18 protein-coding genes are annotated in these 17,774 nt (G+C 64.6%); 14 read left to right on the forward strand and 4 right to left on the reverse strand.

Features of this window, described 5'->3' with window-relative positions; translation table 11 throughout:
• The first annotated feature begins 80 nt into the window (after positions 1–80).
• On the forward strand, positions 81–1,535 hold the full coding sequence (leuC, locus tag ACSBOX_RS07895) for a 3-isopropylmalate dehydratase large subunit (protein WP_078108588.1): 1,455 nt from the start codon (positions 81–83) through the stop codon (positions 1,533–1,535).
• A gap of 9 nt (positions 1,536–1,544) precedes the next feature.
• A complete protein-coding gene (leuD, locus tag ACSBOX_RS07900) occupies positions 1,545–2,147 on the forward strand; it encodes a 3-isopropylmalate dehydratase small subunit (RefSeq protein ID WP_059387656.1) in 603 nt (200 codons plus the stop codon).
• Positions 2,148–2,262: 115 nt separating this feature from the next.
• Here leuD and ACSBOX_RS07905 read toward each other — a convergent pair whose 3' ends face one another.
• Positions 2,263–3,015 carry a hypothetical protein gene (locus ACSBOX_RS07905; protein WP_442545525.1) on the reverse strand — a complete coding sequence of 251 codons (753 nt, stop codon included), beginning with the start codon at positions 3,013–3,015 and terminating at the stop codon, positions 2,263–2,265.
• A gap of 513 nt (positions 3,016–3,528) precedes the next feature.
• On the opposite strand from ACSBOX_RS07905, the gene murA reads away from it, so the two are divergent.
• The 4 genes from murA to ACSBOX_RS07925 are packed head-to-tail and all read left to right on the forward strand — an operon-like array spanning position 3,529 to position 7,884.
• Entirely contained in the window at positions 3,529–4,854 is a 1,326-nt protein-coding gene (murA, locus tag ACSBOX_RS07910; protein ID WP_059387657.1) for a UDP-N-acetylglucosamine 1-carboxyvinyltransferase, read from the forward strand.
• Between the two features lie 11 nt (positions 4,855–4,865).
• Positions 4,866–5,642 carry a lysophospholipid acyltransferase family protein gene (locus ACSBOX_RS07915; protein WP_442545526.1) on the forward strand — a complete coding sequence of 259 codons (777 nt, stop codon included), beginning with the start codon at positions 4,866–4,868 and terminating at the stop codon, positions 5,640–5,642.
• Positions 5,639–6,691 (forward strand): NAD(P)H-dependent glycerol-3-phosphate dehydrogenase, encoded by a 1,053-nt coding sequence (locus ACSBOX_RS07920; RefSeq protein WP_442545527.1) that lies wholly within the window; start codon positions 5,639–5,641, stop codon positions 6,689–6,691. Before ACSBOX_RS07915 ends, ACSBOX_RS07920 begins: the two co-directional genes overlap by 4 nt.
• 2 nt (positions 6,692–6,693) lie before the next feature.
• On the forward strand, positions 6,694–7,884 hold the full coding sequence (locus ACSBOX_RS07925; RefSeq protein WP_442545528.1) for a D-alanine--D-alanine ligase family protein: 1,191 nt from the start codon (positions 6,694–6,696) through the stop codon (positions 7,882–7,884).
• Between the two features lie 21 nt (positions 7,885–7,905).
• Here ACSBOX_RS07925 and ACSBOX_RS07930 read toward each other — a convergent pair whose 3' ends face one another.
• Complete coding sequence (locus ACSBOX_RS07930; RefSeq protein WP_442545529.1) at positions 7,906–8,421, reverse strand: DUF3515 family protein; 516 nt, start codon at positions 8,419–8,421, stop codon at positions 7,906–7,908.
• A gap of 97 nt (positions 8,422–8,518) precedes the next feature.
• On the opposite strand from ACSBOX_RS07930, the gene thiL reads away from it, so the two are divergent.
• Genes thiL through rsmD form a run of 4 tightly spaced genes read left to right on the forward strand, consistent with a single transcriptional unit; the run spans position 8,519 to position 13,476 of the window.
• A complete protein-coding gene (thiL, locus tag ACSBOX_RS07935) occupies positions 8,519–9,532 on the forward strand; it encodes a thiamine-phosphate kinase (protein WP_442545530.1) in 1,014 nt (337 codons plus the stop codon).
• A 22-nt stretch (positions 9,533–9,554) separates the two neighbouring features.
• On the forward strand, positions 9,555–10,589 hold the full coding sequence (locus ACSBOX_RS07940; RefSeq protein ID WP_442545986.1) for a DAK2 domain-containing protein: 1,035 nt from the start codon (positions 9,555–9,557) through the stop codon (positions 10,587–10,589).
• Positions 10,579–12,858, forward strand: a complete 2,280-nt coding sequence (locus ACSBOX_RS07945; protein ID WP_442545531.1) for an ATP-dependent DNA helicase RecG — start codon at positions 10,579–10,581, stop codon at positions 12,856–12,858. Before ACSBOX_RS07940 ends, ACSBOX_RS07945 begins: the two co-directional genes overlap by 11 nt.
• Positions 12,859–12,909: 51 nt before the next feature.
• Positions 12,910–13,476 carry a 16S rRNA (guanine(966)-N(2))-methyltransferase RsmD gene (rsmD, locus tag ACSBOX_RS07950; protein WP_442545532.1) on the forward strand — a complete coding sequence of 189 codons (567 nt, stop codon included), beginning with the start codon at positions 12,910–12,912 and terminating at the stop codon, positions 13,474–13,476.
• A 22-nt stretch (positions 13,477–13,498) separates the two neighbouring features.
• On the opposite strand, the gene ACSBOX_RS07955 is transcribed toward rsmD, so the two are convergent.
• Both ACSBOX_RS07955 and ACSBOX_RS07960 read right to left on the reverse strand, forming a co-directional pair.
• Complete coding sequence (locus ACSBOX_RS07955) at positions 13,499–14,287, reverse strand: spermidine synthase (protein ID WP_442545533.1); 789 nt, start codon at positions 14,285–14,287, stop codon at positions 13,499–13,501.
• 2 nt (positions 14,288–14,289) lie between these two features.
• Positions 14,290–15,519, reverse strand: coding sequence for an aminotransferase class I/II-fold pyridoxal phosphate-dependent enzyme (locus tag ACSBOX_RS07960; protein ID WP_442545534.1), 1,230 nt, complete (start codon positions 15,517–15,519; stop codon positions 14,290–14,292).
• A 105-nt stretch (positions 15,520–15,624) separates the two neighbouring features.
• Here ACSBOX_RS07960 and coaD point away from each other — a divergent pair, with 105 nt between their 5' ends.
• The 4 genes from coaD (at position 15,625) to rnc (ending at position 17,774) form a co-directional block, all read left to right on the forward strand.
• On the forward strand, positions 15,625–16,125 hold the full coding sequence (coaD, locus tag ACSBOX_RS07965; RefSeq protein WP_442545535.1) for a pantetheine-phosphate adenylyltransferase: 501 nt from the start codon (positions 15,625–15,627) through the stop codon (positions 16,123–16,125).
• Positions 16,126–16,256: 131 nt separating this feature from the next.
• Positions 16,257–16,784 carry a YceD family protein gene (locus tag ACSBOX_RS07970; protein ID WP_059387665.1) on the forward strand — a complete coding sequence of 176 codons (528 nt, stop codon included), beginning with the start codon at positions 16,257–16,259 and terminating at the stop codon, positions 16,782–16,784.
• Positions 16,785–16,816: 32 nt separating this feature from the next.
• Positions 16,817–17,020: a 50S ribosomal protein L32 gene (rpmF, locus tag ACSBOX_RS07975; protein WP_028264646.1), complete on the forward strand. Its 204-nt coding sequence runs from the start codon at positions 16,817–16,819 to the stop codon at positions 17,018–17,020.
• A gap of 22 nt (positions 17,021–17,042) precedes the next feature.
• On the forward strand, positions 17,043–17,774 hold the full coding sequence (gene rnc / locus ACSBOX_RS07980) for a ribonuclease III (RefSeq protein ID WP_442545536.1): 732 nt from the start codon (positions 17,043–17,045) through the stop codon (positions 17,772–17,774).

Consider the following 17,774-nt stretch of genomic DNA (forward strand, 5'->3'; position numbering starts at 1 on the left):
CAAGTTGTTTCGCTGGCGTAGTTCGGATCGCTGATGTTCAGTGGAAGTAGTCAAGCCAACCGCAGTGAAGGGAGCAGGCCGTGGGAAAGACACTGGCCGAGAAAGTTTGGGATGCGCACGTGGTGCGCAAGGGCGAAGGCGAAGGAGCCAACGCCCAGCCCGATCTTCTGTTCATCGACCTGCACCTCGTGCATGAGGTGACCTCGCCGCAGGCCTTTGAGGGTTTGCGCCTTGCCGGGCGACCCTTGCGCCGCCCCGACCTCACCATCGCCACGGAGGACCACAACACGCCGACGCTGGACATCGACAAGCCGATTGCCGATCTGACCAGCCGCACGCAGATCCAGACCTTGCGCAACAACTGCAAGGAGTTCGGAGTCCGCCTGCACTCGCTTGGCGACGCCGAGCAGGGCATTGTGCACGTTGTCGGCCCGCAGCTGGGCCTCACCCAGCCCGGCATGACGGTTGTCTGCGGCGACTCCCACACCTCGACCCACGGCGCCTTCGGGGCACTCGCGATGGGCATCGGCACCTCCGAGGTGGAACACGTCATGGCCACCCAGACGCTGTCCCTCAAGCCGTTCAAGACCATGGCCATCAACGTTGAAGGCACTCTGCGTCCGGGCGTGTCGGCAAAGGATATCATCCTGGCAGTCATCGCCAAGATCGGCACCGGCGGCGGGCAGGGCTACGTCCTCGAGTACCGCGGCTCGGCCATCCGGGCCCTCTCCATGGATGCCCGCATGACCATCTGCAACATGTCCATCGAAGCCGGCGCCCGCGCCGGTCTGGTTGCTCCGGACCAGACGACGTACGACTACATGTACGGCCGCCCGCACGCCCCCCAGGGCGAGGAGTGGGATGCCGCCGTCGAATATTGGAACACGCTGCACACCGACGACGACGCCGCTTTCGATGTCGAGGTAGACCTCGACGCCGATACCTTGGAGCCGTTCGTGACCTGGGGGACCAACCCGGGCCAGGGGATTTCGCTCAACGAGGCCGTGCCGTTCCCCGCGGACTTCGGTGACGAGAACGCCAAGCTGGCCGCGGAACGGGCCTTGCAGTACATGGGTCTCGAGGCCGGCACGCCCATGAAGGACATCCGGGTGGACACGGTCTTCCTGGGATCCTGCACCAACTCCCGCATTGAGGACCTCCGTGCCGCGGCCGACGTCATCCGGGGGCGGGAAAAGGACCCGAAGGTCCGGATGCTCGTGGTTCCGGGTTCGGCTCGCGTCCGTCTGGAGGCCGAAGCCGAGGGCTTGGACAAGGTGTTCAAGGAGTTCGGCGCTGAATGGCGATTCGCCGGTTGCTCCATGTGCCTGGGCATGAATCCGGACCAACTGGAACCGGGGGAGCGCTGCGCATCCACCTCGAACCGCAACTTCGAAGGACGCCAGGGCAAGGGCGGACGTACCCACCTGGTTTCGCCGGTAGTCGCTGCAGCCACGGCAGTACGCGGAACGCTGAGCTCGCCCTCGGACCTGGAGCCCGCCTCCGTTTCCGCATCCACTACCACCGACGCCGCCTAGGAGGGCCCCATGGAAAAGTTCACCACCCACACCGGCATCGGTGTCCCGCTGCGCCAGAGCAATGTGGACACGGACCAGATCATTCCAGCGGTCTACCTGAAGCGGATTACCCGTACCGGCTTCGAGGACGCGCTGTTCTCAGCGTGGCGCAAGGACCCGTCCTTCATCCTCAACCAGGAACCCTTCAACGCCGGCTCCGTGCTGGTGGCGGGACCCGATTTCGGTACCGGTTCATCCCGCGAGCACGCCGTCTGGGCACTGAAGGACTATGGCTTCAAAGCCGTGCTCTCCTCGCGGTTCGCGGATATTTTCCGCGGCAACTCGGGAAAACAAGGGCTCTTGGCGGCCGAGCTTGCCCAGGACGACATCGAGTTGATCTGGAAGGTGCTCGAAAACGCGCCTGGCACCGAAGTCAAAGTGGACCTCGTGTCCAAGACTGTTGAGTGCGGTAACGTCGTGGCACCCTTCGAGATCGATGACTACACCCGTTGGCGCCTCCTGGAAGGACTGGATGACATCGGGCTGACGCTCCAGCACGAGGAAGACATCACGGCCTACGAGGCGACGAGGCCGTCCTTCAAGCCGAAGACGTTGCCGGCGCGAACCCAGTAGCTCGAACCCAGTAGCTCGCATCCAGTAGCTTCCGCACCTTGAAAGGACCGGCGCACCCGAAGGAACGGGTGCGCCGGTCCTTTTCGTGTGCGTGGAGCGCTTCGCGGGGATCTGTTCATGGTTTGATCCCCGCGTTGTGCAGCTTCGACAAGAGTTCGGCACCGTCCTTCGCTGCGGTCCACATCCAGCGGACTACGGTCAATCCCGCTGCCCTCAGGCGGTCCTCCCGGATCTTTTCGGCCTTCAGCACATCTTCGGGGCTGCGTCCGGCCAGGAACTCGCCCCGACTGTACTTCGCCCAGCCATCGAATTCGCCGACGACGCCGTGTTCCGGCCAGTGGAAGTCCGAGTATCCGATGAGCCCTTGGGAGTCGCGGTGCGGCGCCTGCAGTTCGGGCTCCGGAAGGCCGGCCAGTATCATTACTGCGCGGCTCAATGATTCGCCCGGCGAACCGGACGCGGGATCAGCCGCCGCAAGTACCCTTTGCACTCGCCGTTGTTTGACTTTGCTCAGCCCACCGAGTTGCGACAGGACTCCTTCGCCGAAATCGTCCGGCGATCGCCCCGATTGCCTCCAGATCGATGCTGCGCGGTCCGCTGCCGGCAACGATCCAGTGAGGGGCAACATGACGGCGAGGTCCCTGATGGTCTGGTCCATGGAAGTAGCCCGCAGGCCGTCCAGCATCACAACTTCGCAATCCTCCCGCAAGGCCAAACGGCGCCTGATTCCATTCCGGGACCTGCCGCCGCCTGGACCCGGCATGACCAGTGTCTCGACTTCGTCAGGCACCTCGATCGGCGGAAGGCCCCACAATGCGGCTGCTGATTGGCCGCAGAAGACCGGCGGCTTGCGGGCGGCGTCGTTCACGGCTTGGATTTTGACGCGGAACTGTTCCCACGGCTCGAGTTCCCTCCATCGGCTGACCGGAAGATACAAGCCCCGTCTAATCCGGACGAGCTCATTGCGCCGGGCCATTCTTGCGACCGTGCGCCCTCCATGGTCGTCGTCGGGGTCGGAATGCGGAGTTACCCATGGATCGGGCCGGAATGGTGGCATGCGTCAAGCCTTAGGGGCACCGTATCCGGGGGCCAGCCCGCCGTCGTCCTATGTGGAAAACCCTTGCGAAAACGTGAGCGAACGCGCCGCGCCGGAGGGCTCCCCGCGCCACAGCACCAGTTAAGGACCCGGGCGCCCGAACTACCGGGTGCGCCCGTCCTTTCGGGGTGCGGAGTTGCTTCCAGCGCTCGTTTCCGTCCCCTTCAGCACCAACAAACCCGCCTTCGCCACGCCCCTCCATTTCGAATCGGTAACGCCAGCTTTTATGCTTAGCTGGAGCCTTCGTAAGTGTGGGGGCATCAACTCGTGAGGAAACCGGTATAGATGAGTAGTGTTCTGACAATCCGCGGCGGCGTCCCCCTGACCGGCCGCGTCACCGTCAGAGGTGCCAAGAACCTTGTTCCCAAGGCCATGGTGGCTTCCCTCCTCGGCAACGAACCCTCGGTGTTGAGGAACGTTCCGGAGATCAAGGACGTGGAGGTCGTCACCAGCCTGTTGCAGCTTCATGGCGTGACTGTCCAGAAGGATCCCGTCACCGGCGATCTCACCCTGGATCCCAAGAATGCGAAGACGGCTTCCAGTACTGCGATCGACGCGCACGCCGGGGACTCCCGCATCCCGATCCTGCTGTGCGGTCCCTTGATCCACGCCATCGGCGAAGCATTCATCCCGGATCTCGGCGGCTGCAAGATCGGCGACCGGCCGATCGACTACCACTTGAACGTGCTCCGCCAGTTTGGCGCCGTCGTCGAAAAGCGCCCGGGCGGCATCCACATCTCCGCTCCCAAGGGACTCCACGGCGCGAAGATCTCCCTCCCGTACCCGTCGGTGGGAGCTACGGAGCAAGTCCTGCTGAGCGCCACGCGCGCCGAGGGCATCACCGAACTGAGCGGTGCCGCCACCGAACCGGAAATCATCGACCTCATCGCGGTGCTCCAGAAGATGGGCGCCATCATCAGCGTCCAGACCGATCGCACTATCCGGATCGAGGGCGTGCGGGATCTGGGCGGCTACGACCACCGCGCCCTCGCAGACCGCAATGAATCGGCGTCGTGGGCTTCCGCCGCCTTGGTGACCCGTGGAGACATCTTCGTTGAAGGTGCTTCCCAGCGGGACATGATGACTTTCCTCAACACCTACCGCAAGGTGGGCGGCGGCATGGACATCCGCGAGGACGGCATCCGCTTCTACCACCCCGGCGGAAAGCTCAGCCCCCTCGTCCTTGAAACGGACGTGCACCCGGGCTTCATGACCGATTGGCAACAGCCCCTCGTGGTCGCCTTGACGCAGGCTGAAGGCGTGTCGATCGTCCACGAAACCGTGTACGAGAACCGGTTCGGCTTCACCGACGCGTTGACCCGCATGGGCGCAACCATCCAGGTCCACCGCGAATGCCTTGGAAGCGTGCCATGCCGCTTCGGCCAGCGCAATTTCCTGCATTCCGCCGTCGTCTCGGGACCTACTCCGCTGAGGGGCACCGACATTGACATTCCCGACCTCCGTGGCGGATTCAGCCACCTCATTGCGGCGCTTGCCGCGACCGGTACGTCCAGGGTGACCGGGATCGACATCATCAACCGCGGCTACGAGCGTTTCACTGAAAAGCTTGCCGGGCTGGGCGCCGATTTCGACCTCACCGAATCCAAGTAACGGGGGATACCTTGAAGGAATCGGCCCAGAGCCGTGCCATGTTCGCTGTTCTTGCGGGAGTTGCCCGGCCGCTTATGAACATCCTCATGGCAAAGAAGTGGGAGGGGACCGAAAAGCTCCCCGCGGGTGGCTTCATTGCGGCTCCGAACCACTGCACCGAAATCGACCCGATTGTGGTGGGGCACATGCTCTACAACATGAAGCGTCCACCGCATTTCCTCGCGAAAGCTGGCCTCTTCAAGGCTCCCGTCCTCGGTAACCTTTTGCGCGCCACGAACCAGATTCCCGTGGAGCGCTCGACGACGGGGGCGAACCGCTCGTTGCAAGCCGCACAGGAAGTGGTTGATGCCGGCGGGGCCATCATCATCTACCCGGAGGGCACGCTGACGCGCGATCCCGATTTGTGGCCGATGAAGGGCCACACGGGAGCTGCCCGCCTCGCGATTCAGACCGGCGCCCCCGTGGTTCCCATTGCCCATTGGGGTGCCCATGAGGTGTTCCCGCGGTACGCCAAACGCCTGCATGTCTTCCCGAGGAAGACCTCCCGCATCCTGGTAGGCGATCCCGTGGACCTCAGCGCTTTCGAAGGCCGGCCACTGGACCGGGCCACCCTGGTCGAGGCAACGGACGTCATCATGGGTGCCATCACGGAACTTCTGGCTACCTTGCGCGGGGAAGAACCGCCCGAGGAGCGCTGGGACCCTGCTGCCCACAACCAGTCGAAGCACGGCCGCTTCCAAGCGACTGAAGGAACATCGGGCACCGATGGTTCGGATGGACAGAAGTGACCTCCGGAGACGAACTCGTCGCCGACACCGGCGTGGTCGCAGTGCTTGGCGCGGGATCCTGGGGTACCACGTTCGCGAAGGTCCTGGCGGATGCTGCGATAGCCGCCGGTGCGGAGCGGATCATCCGGATTTGGGGCCGGCGGGACGAAGTGGTTGCCCAGATCAACACGGAGCACCGTAACGCCCAGTACTTGAAGGACATTGCGCTGCCCGATTCCATCACGGCCTCCACGGACGTGGCCGAGGTCCTTGCGGGCGCCGGGATCGTGATCCTGGCGGTGCCGGCGCAGTCGCTTCGGCTTCAACTGCGCAAATGGAAACCACTCGTGGCTCCCGGCGCCGTGGTCGTTTCCCTCATGAAGGGCCTTGAACTCGGTACCGATTCCCGCATGAGCCAGGTGATTTCCGAGGAACTCGACATTCCGCAGGAACGGGTCGCCGTCGTTTCCGGCCCCAACCTGGCCATGGAGATCGCGCGCCGGGAACCCACGGCCTCCGTGGTGGCATGCAGCGACGAAGCAACGGCTGCATCATTCGCGCTCTACTGCACCGCACCGTACTTCCGCCCGTACACGAGCAACGACGTGGTGGGCGTCGAAATCGGGGGCATCGTGAAAAACGTGATCGCCCTCGCCGTCGGCATCTGCGAAGGCAAGCAAATGGGCGACAATACCAAGGCATCGGTGATCACCCGCGGCCTTGCGGAAACCTCCCGGTTGGCGCTTGCCCTGGGTGGCGAGGCGCGCACCATGGCAGGCCTTGCCGGGCTGGGAGACCTCGTTGCCACCTGCTCTTCGCCTCTGTCCCGGAACCATACGGCAGGACGCTTGCTCGGCGAAGGTTTGACGCTGGACCAGGTCACCGAGCGCATGACGCAGACGGCGGAAGGCATCAAATCCGGGTACGCTGTCTACGAACTAGCCGGAAAACTCGGTGTCGACATGCCGATCACCGCGGCCGTGGTAGCCGTCCTCGAAGGCAAACTGTCCGTTGATGAACTTGGGCCCAGACTCCTGGCCCGCTCCCTGAAGTCCGAAGGCGATTACTGACTGTGACCGAAGAATCCCTGTCTGCCGGAACTGCCGAGACTGCTGCTTCCACCGGAACTGCCGAGTCCGCGACGCCGGCCGCTCACCGGCGGCCCCGCGTCGCCGTACTCTTTGGCGGCCGGTCCAGCGAACATGCAGTCAGTTGCGTGACGGCGGCCGGCGTCATGGGCGCCATCGACAAAGACAAGTACGACGTCGTCCCCATCGGGATCGCCAAGTCGGGCCAGTGGGTGATCCCGTCCGCTGACATCAGCCAGTGGTCGCTGAGCGCAACGGCCTTGCCTGAGGTGCCTCCTTCGGGGAGGACCGTCACCCTTGCCGAGGTGGGTGGAGCTCACCAATTGATCGTCACGGCGCCGAACGCGGTGCCTGAGGAACTTGGTTCCGTGGACGTCGTGTTCCCGCTCCTTCACGGGCCCTGGGGCGAGGACGGCACCATCCAGGGGCTCTTGGAGCTTTCCGACACCCGATACGTCGGAGCGGGAGTCCTGGCATCCGCCGTCGGCATGGACAAGCATTTCATGAAGGTCGTTTTCGAGGCCGCGGGCCTAACGGTGGGACCGTATGTCGCAGTCACCGACCGTGATTGGATCAACGACGCCGAAGCCGTGCGCAAGCGTGTTGACCGCCTCGGCTTTCCGGTGTTCGTGAAGCCCTCCCGGGCCGGTTCCTCGATGGGGATTTCCAAGGTTGACTCGATGGACGGATTGGATGCCGCCATCGACGAAGCACGGAGGCACGACCTCAAGCTGGTGATCGAGGCCGGCATTGTGGGCCGCGAAATCGAGTGCGCCGTCCTGGAAGGACGAGGCACGGCGGCCCCGCGAACCTCCATGCCCGGGGAAATCGCCGTGGCTCCAGGGGACCACGAGTTCTACGACTTCAACGCCAAATATGTGGAGGACGGTGCCGCAGCCCTGAGCTGCCCGGCCGATATTCCCGACGAGGCCATTGCACGCGTCCGTGAGCTCGCAGCGGCTGCCTTCGATGCTGTCGGCGCGGAAGGCCTCAGCCGCGTGGACTTTTTCTACACGCCGGATGGCGAACTCATCATCAACGAAATCAATACGATGCCGGGATTCACCCCGAAGAGCATGTACCCGCAAATGTGGGCGGCCTCCGGGCTGGGCTACGCCGAGTTGATCGACGAGCTCATCTACCTGGCGCTCAACCGCAAAACCGGCCTGCGCTGACAGCCGGCTGCGGCTGGCCCGCTACTTGCCGGGGGCGCCGCTGGGCAGGTTCTGCAGCAGCTCAGGCTGGCCGACGCACTTGCGGACGGCCTTGATCTTCGACGCCGCCGGTGCAAGGTCCGCAAGGACCGTGGCGGAGCTGATCTTGTTCGGGTCCATGAGGATCTCGGTGGCGGGCTCGCGACCATAAGTGGTCAGGGTCCATACCGGATTGCCTTCCTTGATGACCCAGTCGACGTCGTTCACGGTGACGCAGCGGTCCGTGGTGGGGCCGGGCACATTGACCCCGCAACGCAGAATCAGCACGGACGGGTCGCCCCATGCCGCCGTGGCCTGGCTATTGGTCTTCCGCAGCGCGGCATCGCCTATCGTGTCCGGGAGCGCCACCATCATGGGCGCGCAGGCGGCATTCGCTGCATCGGCCGCGGGCTGGACGTCGACCACGGGCGAGCATGCTGCAAGGCTAAGGACCGAAACCGCCGCGGCTGTCAATGAACACAGGGCGCGAACGTACACAGCGGCTTTCGTTTGTTGCATTGATCAAGCCTATCGCGGCTGCGGCAGTCCGAGGATCGGGGAAGCGGGGGCCAGCGGACAGCCCTTTGATGTCGGCGGTTCGCGATAGCGTAGAGCTGTGTCCATAGAACAACAGACTGTCGGTGAGCTCTCCGAAGGTGAGCTCCTCGCACGCATCTTCCCGCGCCTGAACCACAGCAGCAGCGTGCTGCTCGGGCCGGGCGACGACGCCGCCGTCGTCGCTGCCCCGGATGGCCGGACCCTGATTTCCATCGACACCCAGACCCAGGACCAGGACTTCCGGTTGGAATGGAACAACGGATACCGGACCACCGGGTATGACGTCGGCTGGAAATCGGCGGCGCAGAATCTCAGCGACATCAACGCGATGGGCGGCACGGCCGTATCCCTCGTGGTCAGCCTGACGATGCCGCCCGGAACTCCGGTGCCGTGGGTCGAGGACTTCGCCGATGGCCTGACGGCCGGCATCGTCGGACTGGGGGCGCCCGATTGTTCCGTCGCCGGGGGAGACCTCGGCCGTGGCCGCGAGATCGCGGTGACCGTCGCCGTCGTCGGGACGATGCACGGGCTCCCTGCCGTCCTCCGCTCCGGGGCCCTTCCCGGGGACATCCTGGCCCTTGCCGGAACTGTTGGACGCGCTGCAGCGGGACTTGCCCTCCTCGAAGGCACCATACCCGTGGGCCAGCTGAACGCTGCCCAGCGCGCACTCATGGACAGCCAGTGCCGGCCGCAGCCGCCCCTCGCCGCAGGACCACTGGGTGCCAAGGCAGGAGCAACCGCCATGATGGATGTCTCGGACGGGCTCTTGCGCGACGGCGGCCGCCTCGCCGAAGCCAGCGGCGTCGTACTCGACCTCGACTCCATCGCGCTCAAGGCCCTCGCCACTCCCTTGGAAGCTGCCTCGGCTCCCCTTGGCCTGGATCCCATGGAATGGATCCTGGGTGGCGGGGAGGACCATGGCCTGCTGGCGACATTTCCAGCAAATGTTCAGCTACCTTCCGGCTTCACTGCGATAGGCTCGATCCAGGCCGTTGCCGAAGGGCAGCACAGCGGCGTCCGGATAGCGGGAATGCCCGCTGACACCGTGGGATGGGATCACTTTGCAGACTAAGATTGCCGCCAATACGCACGCCATGAAGCGGTGGCTGGGCAAAGCGGAGACGACGCTCGGGAACCACAGCGACCGTCTCAACGCCATCAACATCTTCCCGGTGGCAGATGGCGACACCGGAACCAACCTCTACCTCACGGTCCGCGCGGCTGCGGCAGCATTCGCTGACCGTTCCACCGCGGACGAGCCGGTCAACGACGTCGGCGTCGTTCTGGCCGCGGCGGGGCGGGCCGCCATGGAACAAGCCCGGGGGAACTCCGGGACACTCTTTGCCGTCTTTTTGTGCGCCCTGGCTGAGCCGCTGGCAGGGCACACGCGCCTTAGTGCGCCGCTGCTTGCCGCCGCCTTGAACCGGGCCCAGATCCGGGCTTGGTCGGCCTTGAGCGAGCCTGTACCGGGCACCATGCTTTCCGTCCTCGAAGCTGCCGCGAGGGCAGCCGGCGAATGCGATACCGCGCACAACGGGGACGACAGCAACCAAGCGCTCGGCCTGGCCCTCGACGCCGCCGTCAATGCCGCGCTGGATGCAGTGGTGCAAACCGAGGACCAACTCGCCCCGCTGCACGCCGCCCGGGTAGTGGACGCGGGCGGGGTGGGCATGTTGCTGATCCTGGACTGCCTGCGCTCGGCCGTGCTCGGCGAGGAACTCCAGGATGAGCTCCTGGACGGGCTGCACGGCTATGACCTGCAGGATCCGCATATCCACGCCGCGATGCCTGCCGACGACGGCGTCGAAGTCATGTGCACCATCAGCCTTTCACCCTTGGCCGCTGCCACGCTCCGTCAGCGATTGGACGAACTCGGCGACTCCGTCATCATGAGCCAGGTGGGCAGCGCGAGCAACCCGTCGGGACCGAACGGTGCCGGGGACGACGATGACGATGAAGACGCTGCAGAAGCCAGCTACCGGTGGCGCGTGCACGTTCACGTTCCGGAAGCTGACGCCGCTGTGGCCGTCATCCGTTCACTCGGCGACCCTAGCGACATCTCCGTCAGCCAGCTCTCGATGCCGCGCGACCCAGGCCTTCCGGCAGGCCAGCACGGGCATGAATACTGAGCTCCACCTTCCCCTCGAGCGGCGGATCGGCAAACGCTCCGCGTCCGTCATCGGGAAGCACCTCGGCCTGGACACTGTCGGGGAGCTGCTGAACTACTTTCCCCGCCGTTACTTGAACCGTGGGGAGCTGACGCCCATCAGCAAACTGCCGTTGGATGAAGAGGCCACCCTCATTGCCAGGGTCCTGTCCAATTCAACCCGGCAAATGCGGGCACGCCGGGGATCGTTGACGGACGTCGTGGTCACGGACGAGGCCAGCGGCGAGCAGATTCCCGGAACGTTGAAGATCAGTTTCTTCAACGGCTTCCGCGCCCGCAGCGAACTGCAGCCGGGGCGCCGCGTGATGTTCTCAGGCAAGGTCAGCCGCTACGGCGGATCACTGGGCATGACCAATCCGGACTTCATCCTGCTCGACGAGGACCCGGAGCTGGCCGGTTCCGTCGATCCGGAAAAGCTGGCCGCAATGCCCATTCCCGTGTATCCAGCCACCGCGAAGCTCACCAGTTGGTCCATCCACAAAGTCATCACCACGCTGCTGGACACCATCGACGTGGACAGCATCGAGGATCCGCTGCCTGCCGAAATCGCGTCCCGGGAGAAATTCCTGGGGGTAGGGGACGCGTACCGGCTGATCCATTCCCCGGAAACGGCAGCGGACTGGCAGCGTGCCCGTGACCGTTTCCGCTACCAGGAGGCACTCGTTCTGCAGACTGCGCTGGCGCGGCGCCGGGCCCAGTTGGCTGCCGAGGAGGCCACCGCCCGGCGGCCGTTGCCCGAAGGGCTCCTTGCTGCCTTCGACCGGCAGCTGCCGTTCACGCTGACTGCCGGCCAGGCCGCCGTGGGAAAGACGCTTTCCCACGAGCTCGCGCAGGACTCGCCCATGAACCGCCTGCTGCAGGGCGAGGTCGGTTCCGGAAAGACGATCGTGGCATTGCGGGCCATGCTGCAAGTGGTGGACGCCGGCGGACAGGCGGCATTGCTGGCCCCCACGGAGGTGCTCGCGGCACAGCACTTCGATTCCATCCGGAGGACCCTGGGCACGCTGGCCCGCGACGGTTTGTTCGGCGGCGCCGGGATGCTGGGTGGCGCCGGATCGTTGGACGGCGGGACGGGGAGCGGGCCCGGGTCGGTCCAGCTCGCCTTGCTGACGGGCTCCATGCCGACGGCGGCCCGCAAGCAGGCCATGTTGGACGCGGCGTCGGGTAACGCCGGGATCGTGATCGGCACCCACGCACTGTTGAGCGACAAAACCTCGTTCCAGGACCTCGGCCTGATCGTGGTGGATGAGCAGCACCGCTTCGGGGTGGAGCAGCGCGACGCCCTGCGGGCCAAAGCCAACCGGCCGCCGCACCTGCTGGTGATGACCGCCACACCGATCCCGCGCACAGTTGCCATGACCGTGTTCGGTGACCTTGAGACGTCCGTGCTCGACGAACTTCCAGCGGGCCGGGCACCCATCTCCACCCACGTCGTCGGACTCGCGGAGAATCCGGGCTGGGCGGCCAGGATCTGGAAACGGTCGCGGGAAGAAATCGACGCCGGTCACCAGGTTTACGTCGTGTGTCCCAAGATCGGAGACGACGACGACGGCGACTTCAGCCCGGGCGAAGCGGAACCAAGCGACGCCGAACTTTCGGACGAGGGCCCGGCGCGCGAGCTCGCCTCGGTGACCGCCGTCGTCGAAACCCTCGGCCAGGAACCGGCCCTGCGCGGCGTCCGGGTGGAGCCCCTTCACGGACGGCAGGATCCGGCGCTCAAGTCCGAAACCATGGCCTCGTTCACCGCCAACCAGACCCAGTTGCTGGTGTCCACCACCGTCATCGAGGTGGGCGTGGACGTCCACAACGCCACGCTGATGGTGATCCTTGATGCCGACCGCTTCGGCATTTCGCAACTCCACCAGCTCCGCGGGAGGGTGGGCCGCGGCGGTCTTCCGGGCACGTGCCTGCTGGTCACGACGCTCGAACCCGGCCATCCCAGCCGCAGGCGCCTTGACGCCGTCGCGTCCACTACCGACGGCTTCGAACTTTCCCAGGAAGACCTCAAACTGCGCCGCGAAGGCGACATCCTCGGCGCCTCGCAATCCGGCGGGCGCTCCACGCTTAAACTGTTGCGGGTCCTGGAGCATGAGGACGTGATCGCCCGCGCCCGCACGGATGCCCAAGGGCTCGTTGCCAACGATCCCGGACTTGAGGGCCAGCAGGCCCTGGCGGCCGCAATTGACGAATATCTGAACCCCGAAAAGGAGGCGTTCCTTGAACGCGGCTAAGGATTCCACGCCGGAAGGCACGGCGGTGTGCGCAGCCCCAGGGGTTGGCCGATGAGCAGGATCATTGCCGGCATGGTCGGCGGCAACCCGCTGGTCAGCGTCCCCGGAAACGCCACCAGGCCCACCACGGACCGGGTCAAGGAAGCCTTGTTCTCGCGGCTCGAGGCGCTTGACGCCATCGACGATGCCCGGGTTCTGGATCTTTATGCGGGTTCGGGTTCGCTCGGCATCGAAAGTGCCAGCCGGGGCGCGCGCTCTGCCGAACTCGTGGAATTCGACGCACGCGCCTCCGAGGTCTGCCAGCGGAACGCGGACATGGCCAACCAGGTGCTCGGACGCAGGAAAGTCTCCGTCACTCGTTCCAAAGTGGAGTCCTTCCTGGAACGCGCGGCGGATGACGTTCTCTGGGACCTCGTGTTCCTGGATCCGCCCTATCCCTTGGATGAGCCTTCCCTCAAGGCCGTCCTCGCCAAGCTCGCGTTCCACCTCGATGAAGGCGCGGTGGTCGTCGTCGAGCGTTCCTCGCGGTCCCCGGAACCGGACTGGCCGGACACCTTGGAACGGTTTGCCGACAAGAAGTACGGCGAAACCAAGCTCTGGTTCGCCGAACCCGTGTAGCGCGGCACCGGGAGGTGCGGCGCTAGCCCGATAACCTGTCCAGTTCCACGCCGCTCAGCACGGCTGCCGGGTGCGGCCCCCGGGCCAGGAGTTCCGCTGTCCACTCGGCCGGCCAGGGCCGGCGCGTTCCCACCAGGATGATGTTGCCGGGGTAGCGGCCGGCGAACATGCCGCTCTCGGCGAACGCGGCAACGTCGGGCATCGCCCGGCGCATCGCGGCAACCTGGCTGCGTACCAGGGTCAGGGCCGCCTCGTCGCCGACGTTGACGATGAGGACTCCATCGGGCCGGAGCCGCGCCGCGGCCTCTTCATAGAACTCCCGGCAGGCGATATGCGCCGGAGCATCCGGACCGGAGAAGATGTCCAGGATCACGACGTCGAACTCGAGTTCCGCGGGCAGCTCGGCGAGGGCTTCGCGCGCGTCGCCGATATGGGTCGCCAAACGGGTGCCGTCCGGCATGGGCAACTTCTGCAGCACGAAGTCGAGCAATTCACGTTCGAGCTCGACGGCGTGCTGATCCGAACCGGGCCTCGTCGCCTCGATGTAGCGGGCCAGGGTCAAGGCCCCCGCTCCGAGGTGAAGGACAGTGATGGCTTGCCCGGCTGGCGCGGCGAGATCCACCACATGGCCGATCCTGCGCAGGTACTCGTAGAAGATTTCCGCCGGTTCCGCGAGATTGACGTGGGATTGCTCGGCGTCTCCGATGCGCAGGATGTAAGCGCCGTCGATCAACGTGTCGGCTTCGATCGCGGCATGTTGGCCGGTGGTCCGGAGGAAACGCTGTCCCTCGTGGATTTGCCCGGCGGACATGGTCAAAGCTTGTCCCGCAGGGTGGCCAGCCTTGCGGCCGCTTCTTCCAGTACTTCGGTCTTCTTGCAGAACGCGAACCGGAGCAGGCTGCGCGTCCTCTCCGCGCCTTCCGGGTGGCAAAACACCGGAACGGGGATGGCCGCCACTCCCACGAGCTCCGGCAACTTTCGTGCCAGGTCCACGGAGTCGCTGATGCCCAGCGGCGCGGTGTCCACGTTGATGAAGTATGTTCCCCGCGGCGTGTAGACGCCGAAGCCGGCGGCCCGTAGTCCCTCGGCCAGGATGTCCCGCTTGTGCTGGAGGGTGGACGCGATACCGCTGTAGAACTCATCGGGCAAGGCAAGGCCTACGGCGATCGCACTTTGGAAGGGGGTGCCCGAACTGTAGCTGAGGAATTGTTTGACGGTGCGGATCGCCGCCACCAGGTGGGCAGGTCCGCTGAGCCATCCGATCTTCCAACCGGTGAACGAGAACGTCTTGCCGGCCGAGGAAATCGTGACGCTCCGCTCGGCCGCTCCCGGGATGCCGGCGATCGGAAGGTGCTGCACGCCGAAGGTGAGGTGCTCGTAGACTTCATCGCTGAGGATCACGGCATCGTATTTCCGGGCGAGCTCGACGACGCGTTCCAGCACCTCGCGAGGGAAGACCGCGCCCGTGGGATTGTGCGGGTTGTTGAGGAGGACAACCTTGGTGCGTTCGCTGAATGCCGATTCCATGGCATCCACGTCCGGAAGGAAGTCCGGTGCCAGCAGGGGAGCGGTTACGTGCTTGGCCCCGGCAAGCCCGATGATGGCGCCGTAGGAGTCGTAGAAGGGCTCGAAGGTGAGGACCTCGTCGCCCGGTTCGATGAATGCGAGCAGCGACGCGGCGATTGCTTCAGTGGCCCCGGTGGTCACGATGACCTCGGTCTGCGGGTCGGGGGTCAGTCCGTAGAAGCGTTCCTGGTGTGCGGCGATGGCCTCGCGAAGTTCGGGGATGCCTTTGCCTGGAGCGTACTGGTTGGCTCCCGCCGTGATGGCCGCCTGTGCTGCTGCCTTGATTTCCGCCGGCCCGTCCTCGTCCGGGAATCCCTGGCCCAGGTTGATGGCGCCGGTGGACATTGCCAGGGTGGTCATTTCTTCGAAGATGGTCACTCCGAGGCTGCCGTCGGCCGATAGCAGGTTGGCTCCGCTGGCGGCTCGCTGCCAAGGCGCGGCGGACGTGTTCTGGCTAAGAGAGGCCGGGCTCGTCACTGTGGGGCTGCCTTCCTGGGTGCTGGCTTCCGGCTCCTCCGGCCCGCCGTTCCAGCCATGGTATCGCCATAGTGCCTGCGGCCCCGGATGGGGTAGGTTCGAACCATGAGACGCGCTGTGTGCCCTGGCTCCTTCGACCCCATCCACAACGGACATTTGGAAGTCATCGCAAGGGCCGCCGGCTTGTTCGATGAAGTCGTCGTTGCGGTGTCCACCAACTACGCGAAGAAGTACCGCTTCAGCCTGGAAGAGCGCATGGACATGGCCCGGGAAACCCTGGCTTCCTTGCGGGGGATCATTGTGGAGCCCATGGGTGAGGGACTGCTCGCCGAATACTGCAGGCACCGGGGAATTTCCGCGATCGTGAAGGGCCTGCGTTCGTCCTCGGATTTTGACTACGAACTTCCCATGGCCACCATGAACCGCCAGTTGTCCGGCGTCGAGACCGTCTTCCTTCCCGCGGAGGCCCACTACCTGCACTTGTCGTCCACGCTGATCAAGGAAATCTCCCTCCTTGGCGGCAATGTCTCCGATTTCGTGCCCAAATCGGTGCTCAGGAGGCTCCTCGCTGGCGGGTCGGCTGCGGAGTCGCCGCACAACGGGTAAGCTGGATCGGTACCTCGGGCAGAACGCGTTGCAATTGACCCGGTTTGAGTCCGTTCATGCGTTCAGGCTAAGATGGTACGTCGGTCATATGTTCTACAGGAGTTCTCATTAAGCGAGATGCAAGTTCGCCTTTGACGCTGGACGTCAAGGACCTCGGACGTAGTCCAGGAAGCATGCGGACGCTCACGGAACATGTACCCGCGCCAAGTGACCTTGGCGTGGCACTCATTGGCGTTCAGGAAGGCTCGGATATCGAGCTCGACCTGAGGCTTGAGGCCGTACACGAAGGAATTCTGGTATCTGGAACCGTATTCGCTGAAGTCAAGGGCGAGTGCGGACGATGCCTGGATCCCCTTGCGTATGACCTTGAGGTCAATGTGCAAGAACTTTTCTTCTATGAGGGCGTGGAGCTTTCGGACGAAGAAGACGATGAAGAGCAACGTCGAGTCGAGCACGATCTAATCGATCTTGAACCGGTGTTGCGGGACGCGGTTGTAACCATGCTGCCGTTCCAGCCGGTGTGCCGGGAAGACTGCCAGGGCCTCTGCTCAATATGCGGAGTGCGTCTGGAAGACGAGCCGGGGCACCACCACGAGGACCTGGATCCTCGCTGGGCTGCCCTAGCTGAACTGGCTAAGACCGACCGGCAAACTGATTAGTAAGTGCTGACTAAAAGAGAAATGAGATAGCCGTGGCTGTTCCCAAGCGGAAAATGTCTCGCGCAAATACACGCGCCCGCCGTGCCCAGTGGAAGGCAACTGCCCCCAACTTGGTCAAGACCATCGAAAACGGCCAGGTTGTTTACAGCCTGCCGCACCAGGCAAAGGTCGTCACCGACTCTGCCGGGACCGCGCTGTTCCTTGAATACAAGGGCCGCAAGGTCGCAGACGTCTAAATCCGCCACAAGGCTGACAAGGATGTCTTCAACTGAAGAGCTTCTGAAGCGTCTCGGTGTCTCCATTGATGCCGAGACGCTTCGTCTTGCTCTGACACATCGTTCATACGCGTATGAAAACGGCGGGATTCCCACCAATGAGCGCCTCGAGTTCCTCGGCGACTCCATCCTGGGCTTCTCCGTGACCGATTCGCTGTACCGCGACAACCCGGCACTCCCGGAAGGCGAACTCGCGAAGCGACGCTCCGCCGTCGTCAGCACCCGCGCCCTCGCAGGTATCGGCCGGGACCTGGGCATCGGCGAATTCATCTACCTCGGGCAGGGCGAAAGGCTCACCGACGGTAAGAACAAGTCGTCAATTCTTGCCGACACCATGGAAGCGCTCATCGGCGCCACGTATCTTTCCAACGACATTGAGACCGCCCGGCAACTCGTCATGCGACTCGTTGGTCCCTTGCTCAAGGACGCCGCAGCCCTTGGGGCCGGCACCGACTGGAAGACCAGCATGCAAGAGCTTGCCGCCAGCCGTCAGCTCGGGTCCATCTACTATGCGGTCGAAGGCTCCGGTCCGGACCACGCCCGCACCTTCGAAGCCGTCCTCCAGATCGGCGGCACCGCCTACGGCAAAGGCGCCGGCCACTCCAAAAAGGAAGCCGAGCAGGAAGCCGCCGCAGACGCGTGGCGCACCCTTAACAGCAAGGTCACGCTGAACAGCAAAGCCGACGCCTCGTCTGATCCCGCGCACAGCGCCTGA

Source organism: Arthrobacter sp. KN11-1C, from assembly GCF_052180225.1.
Lineage (GTDB): Bacteria > Actinomycetota > Actinomycetes > Actinomycetales > Micrococcaceae > Arthrobacter.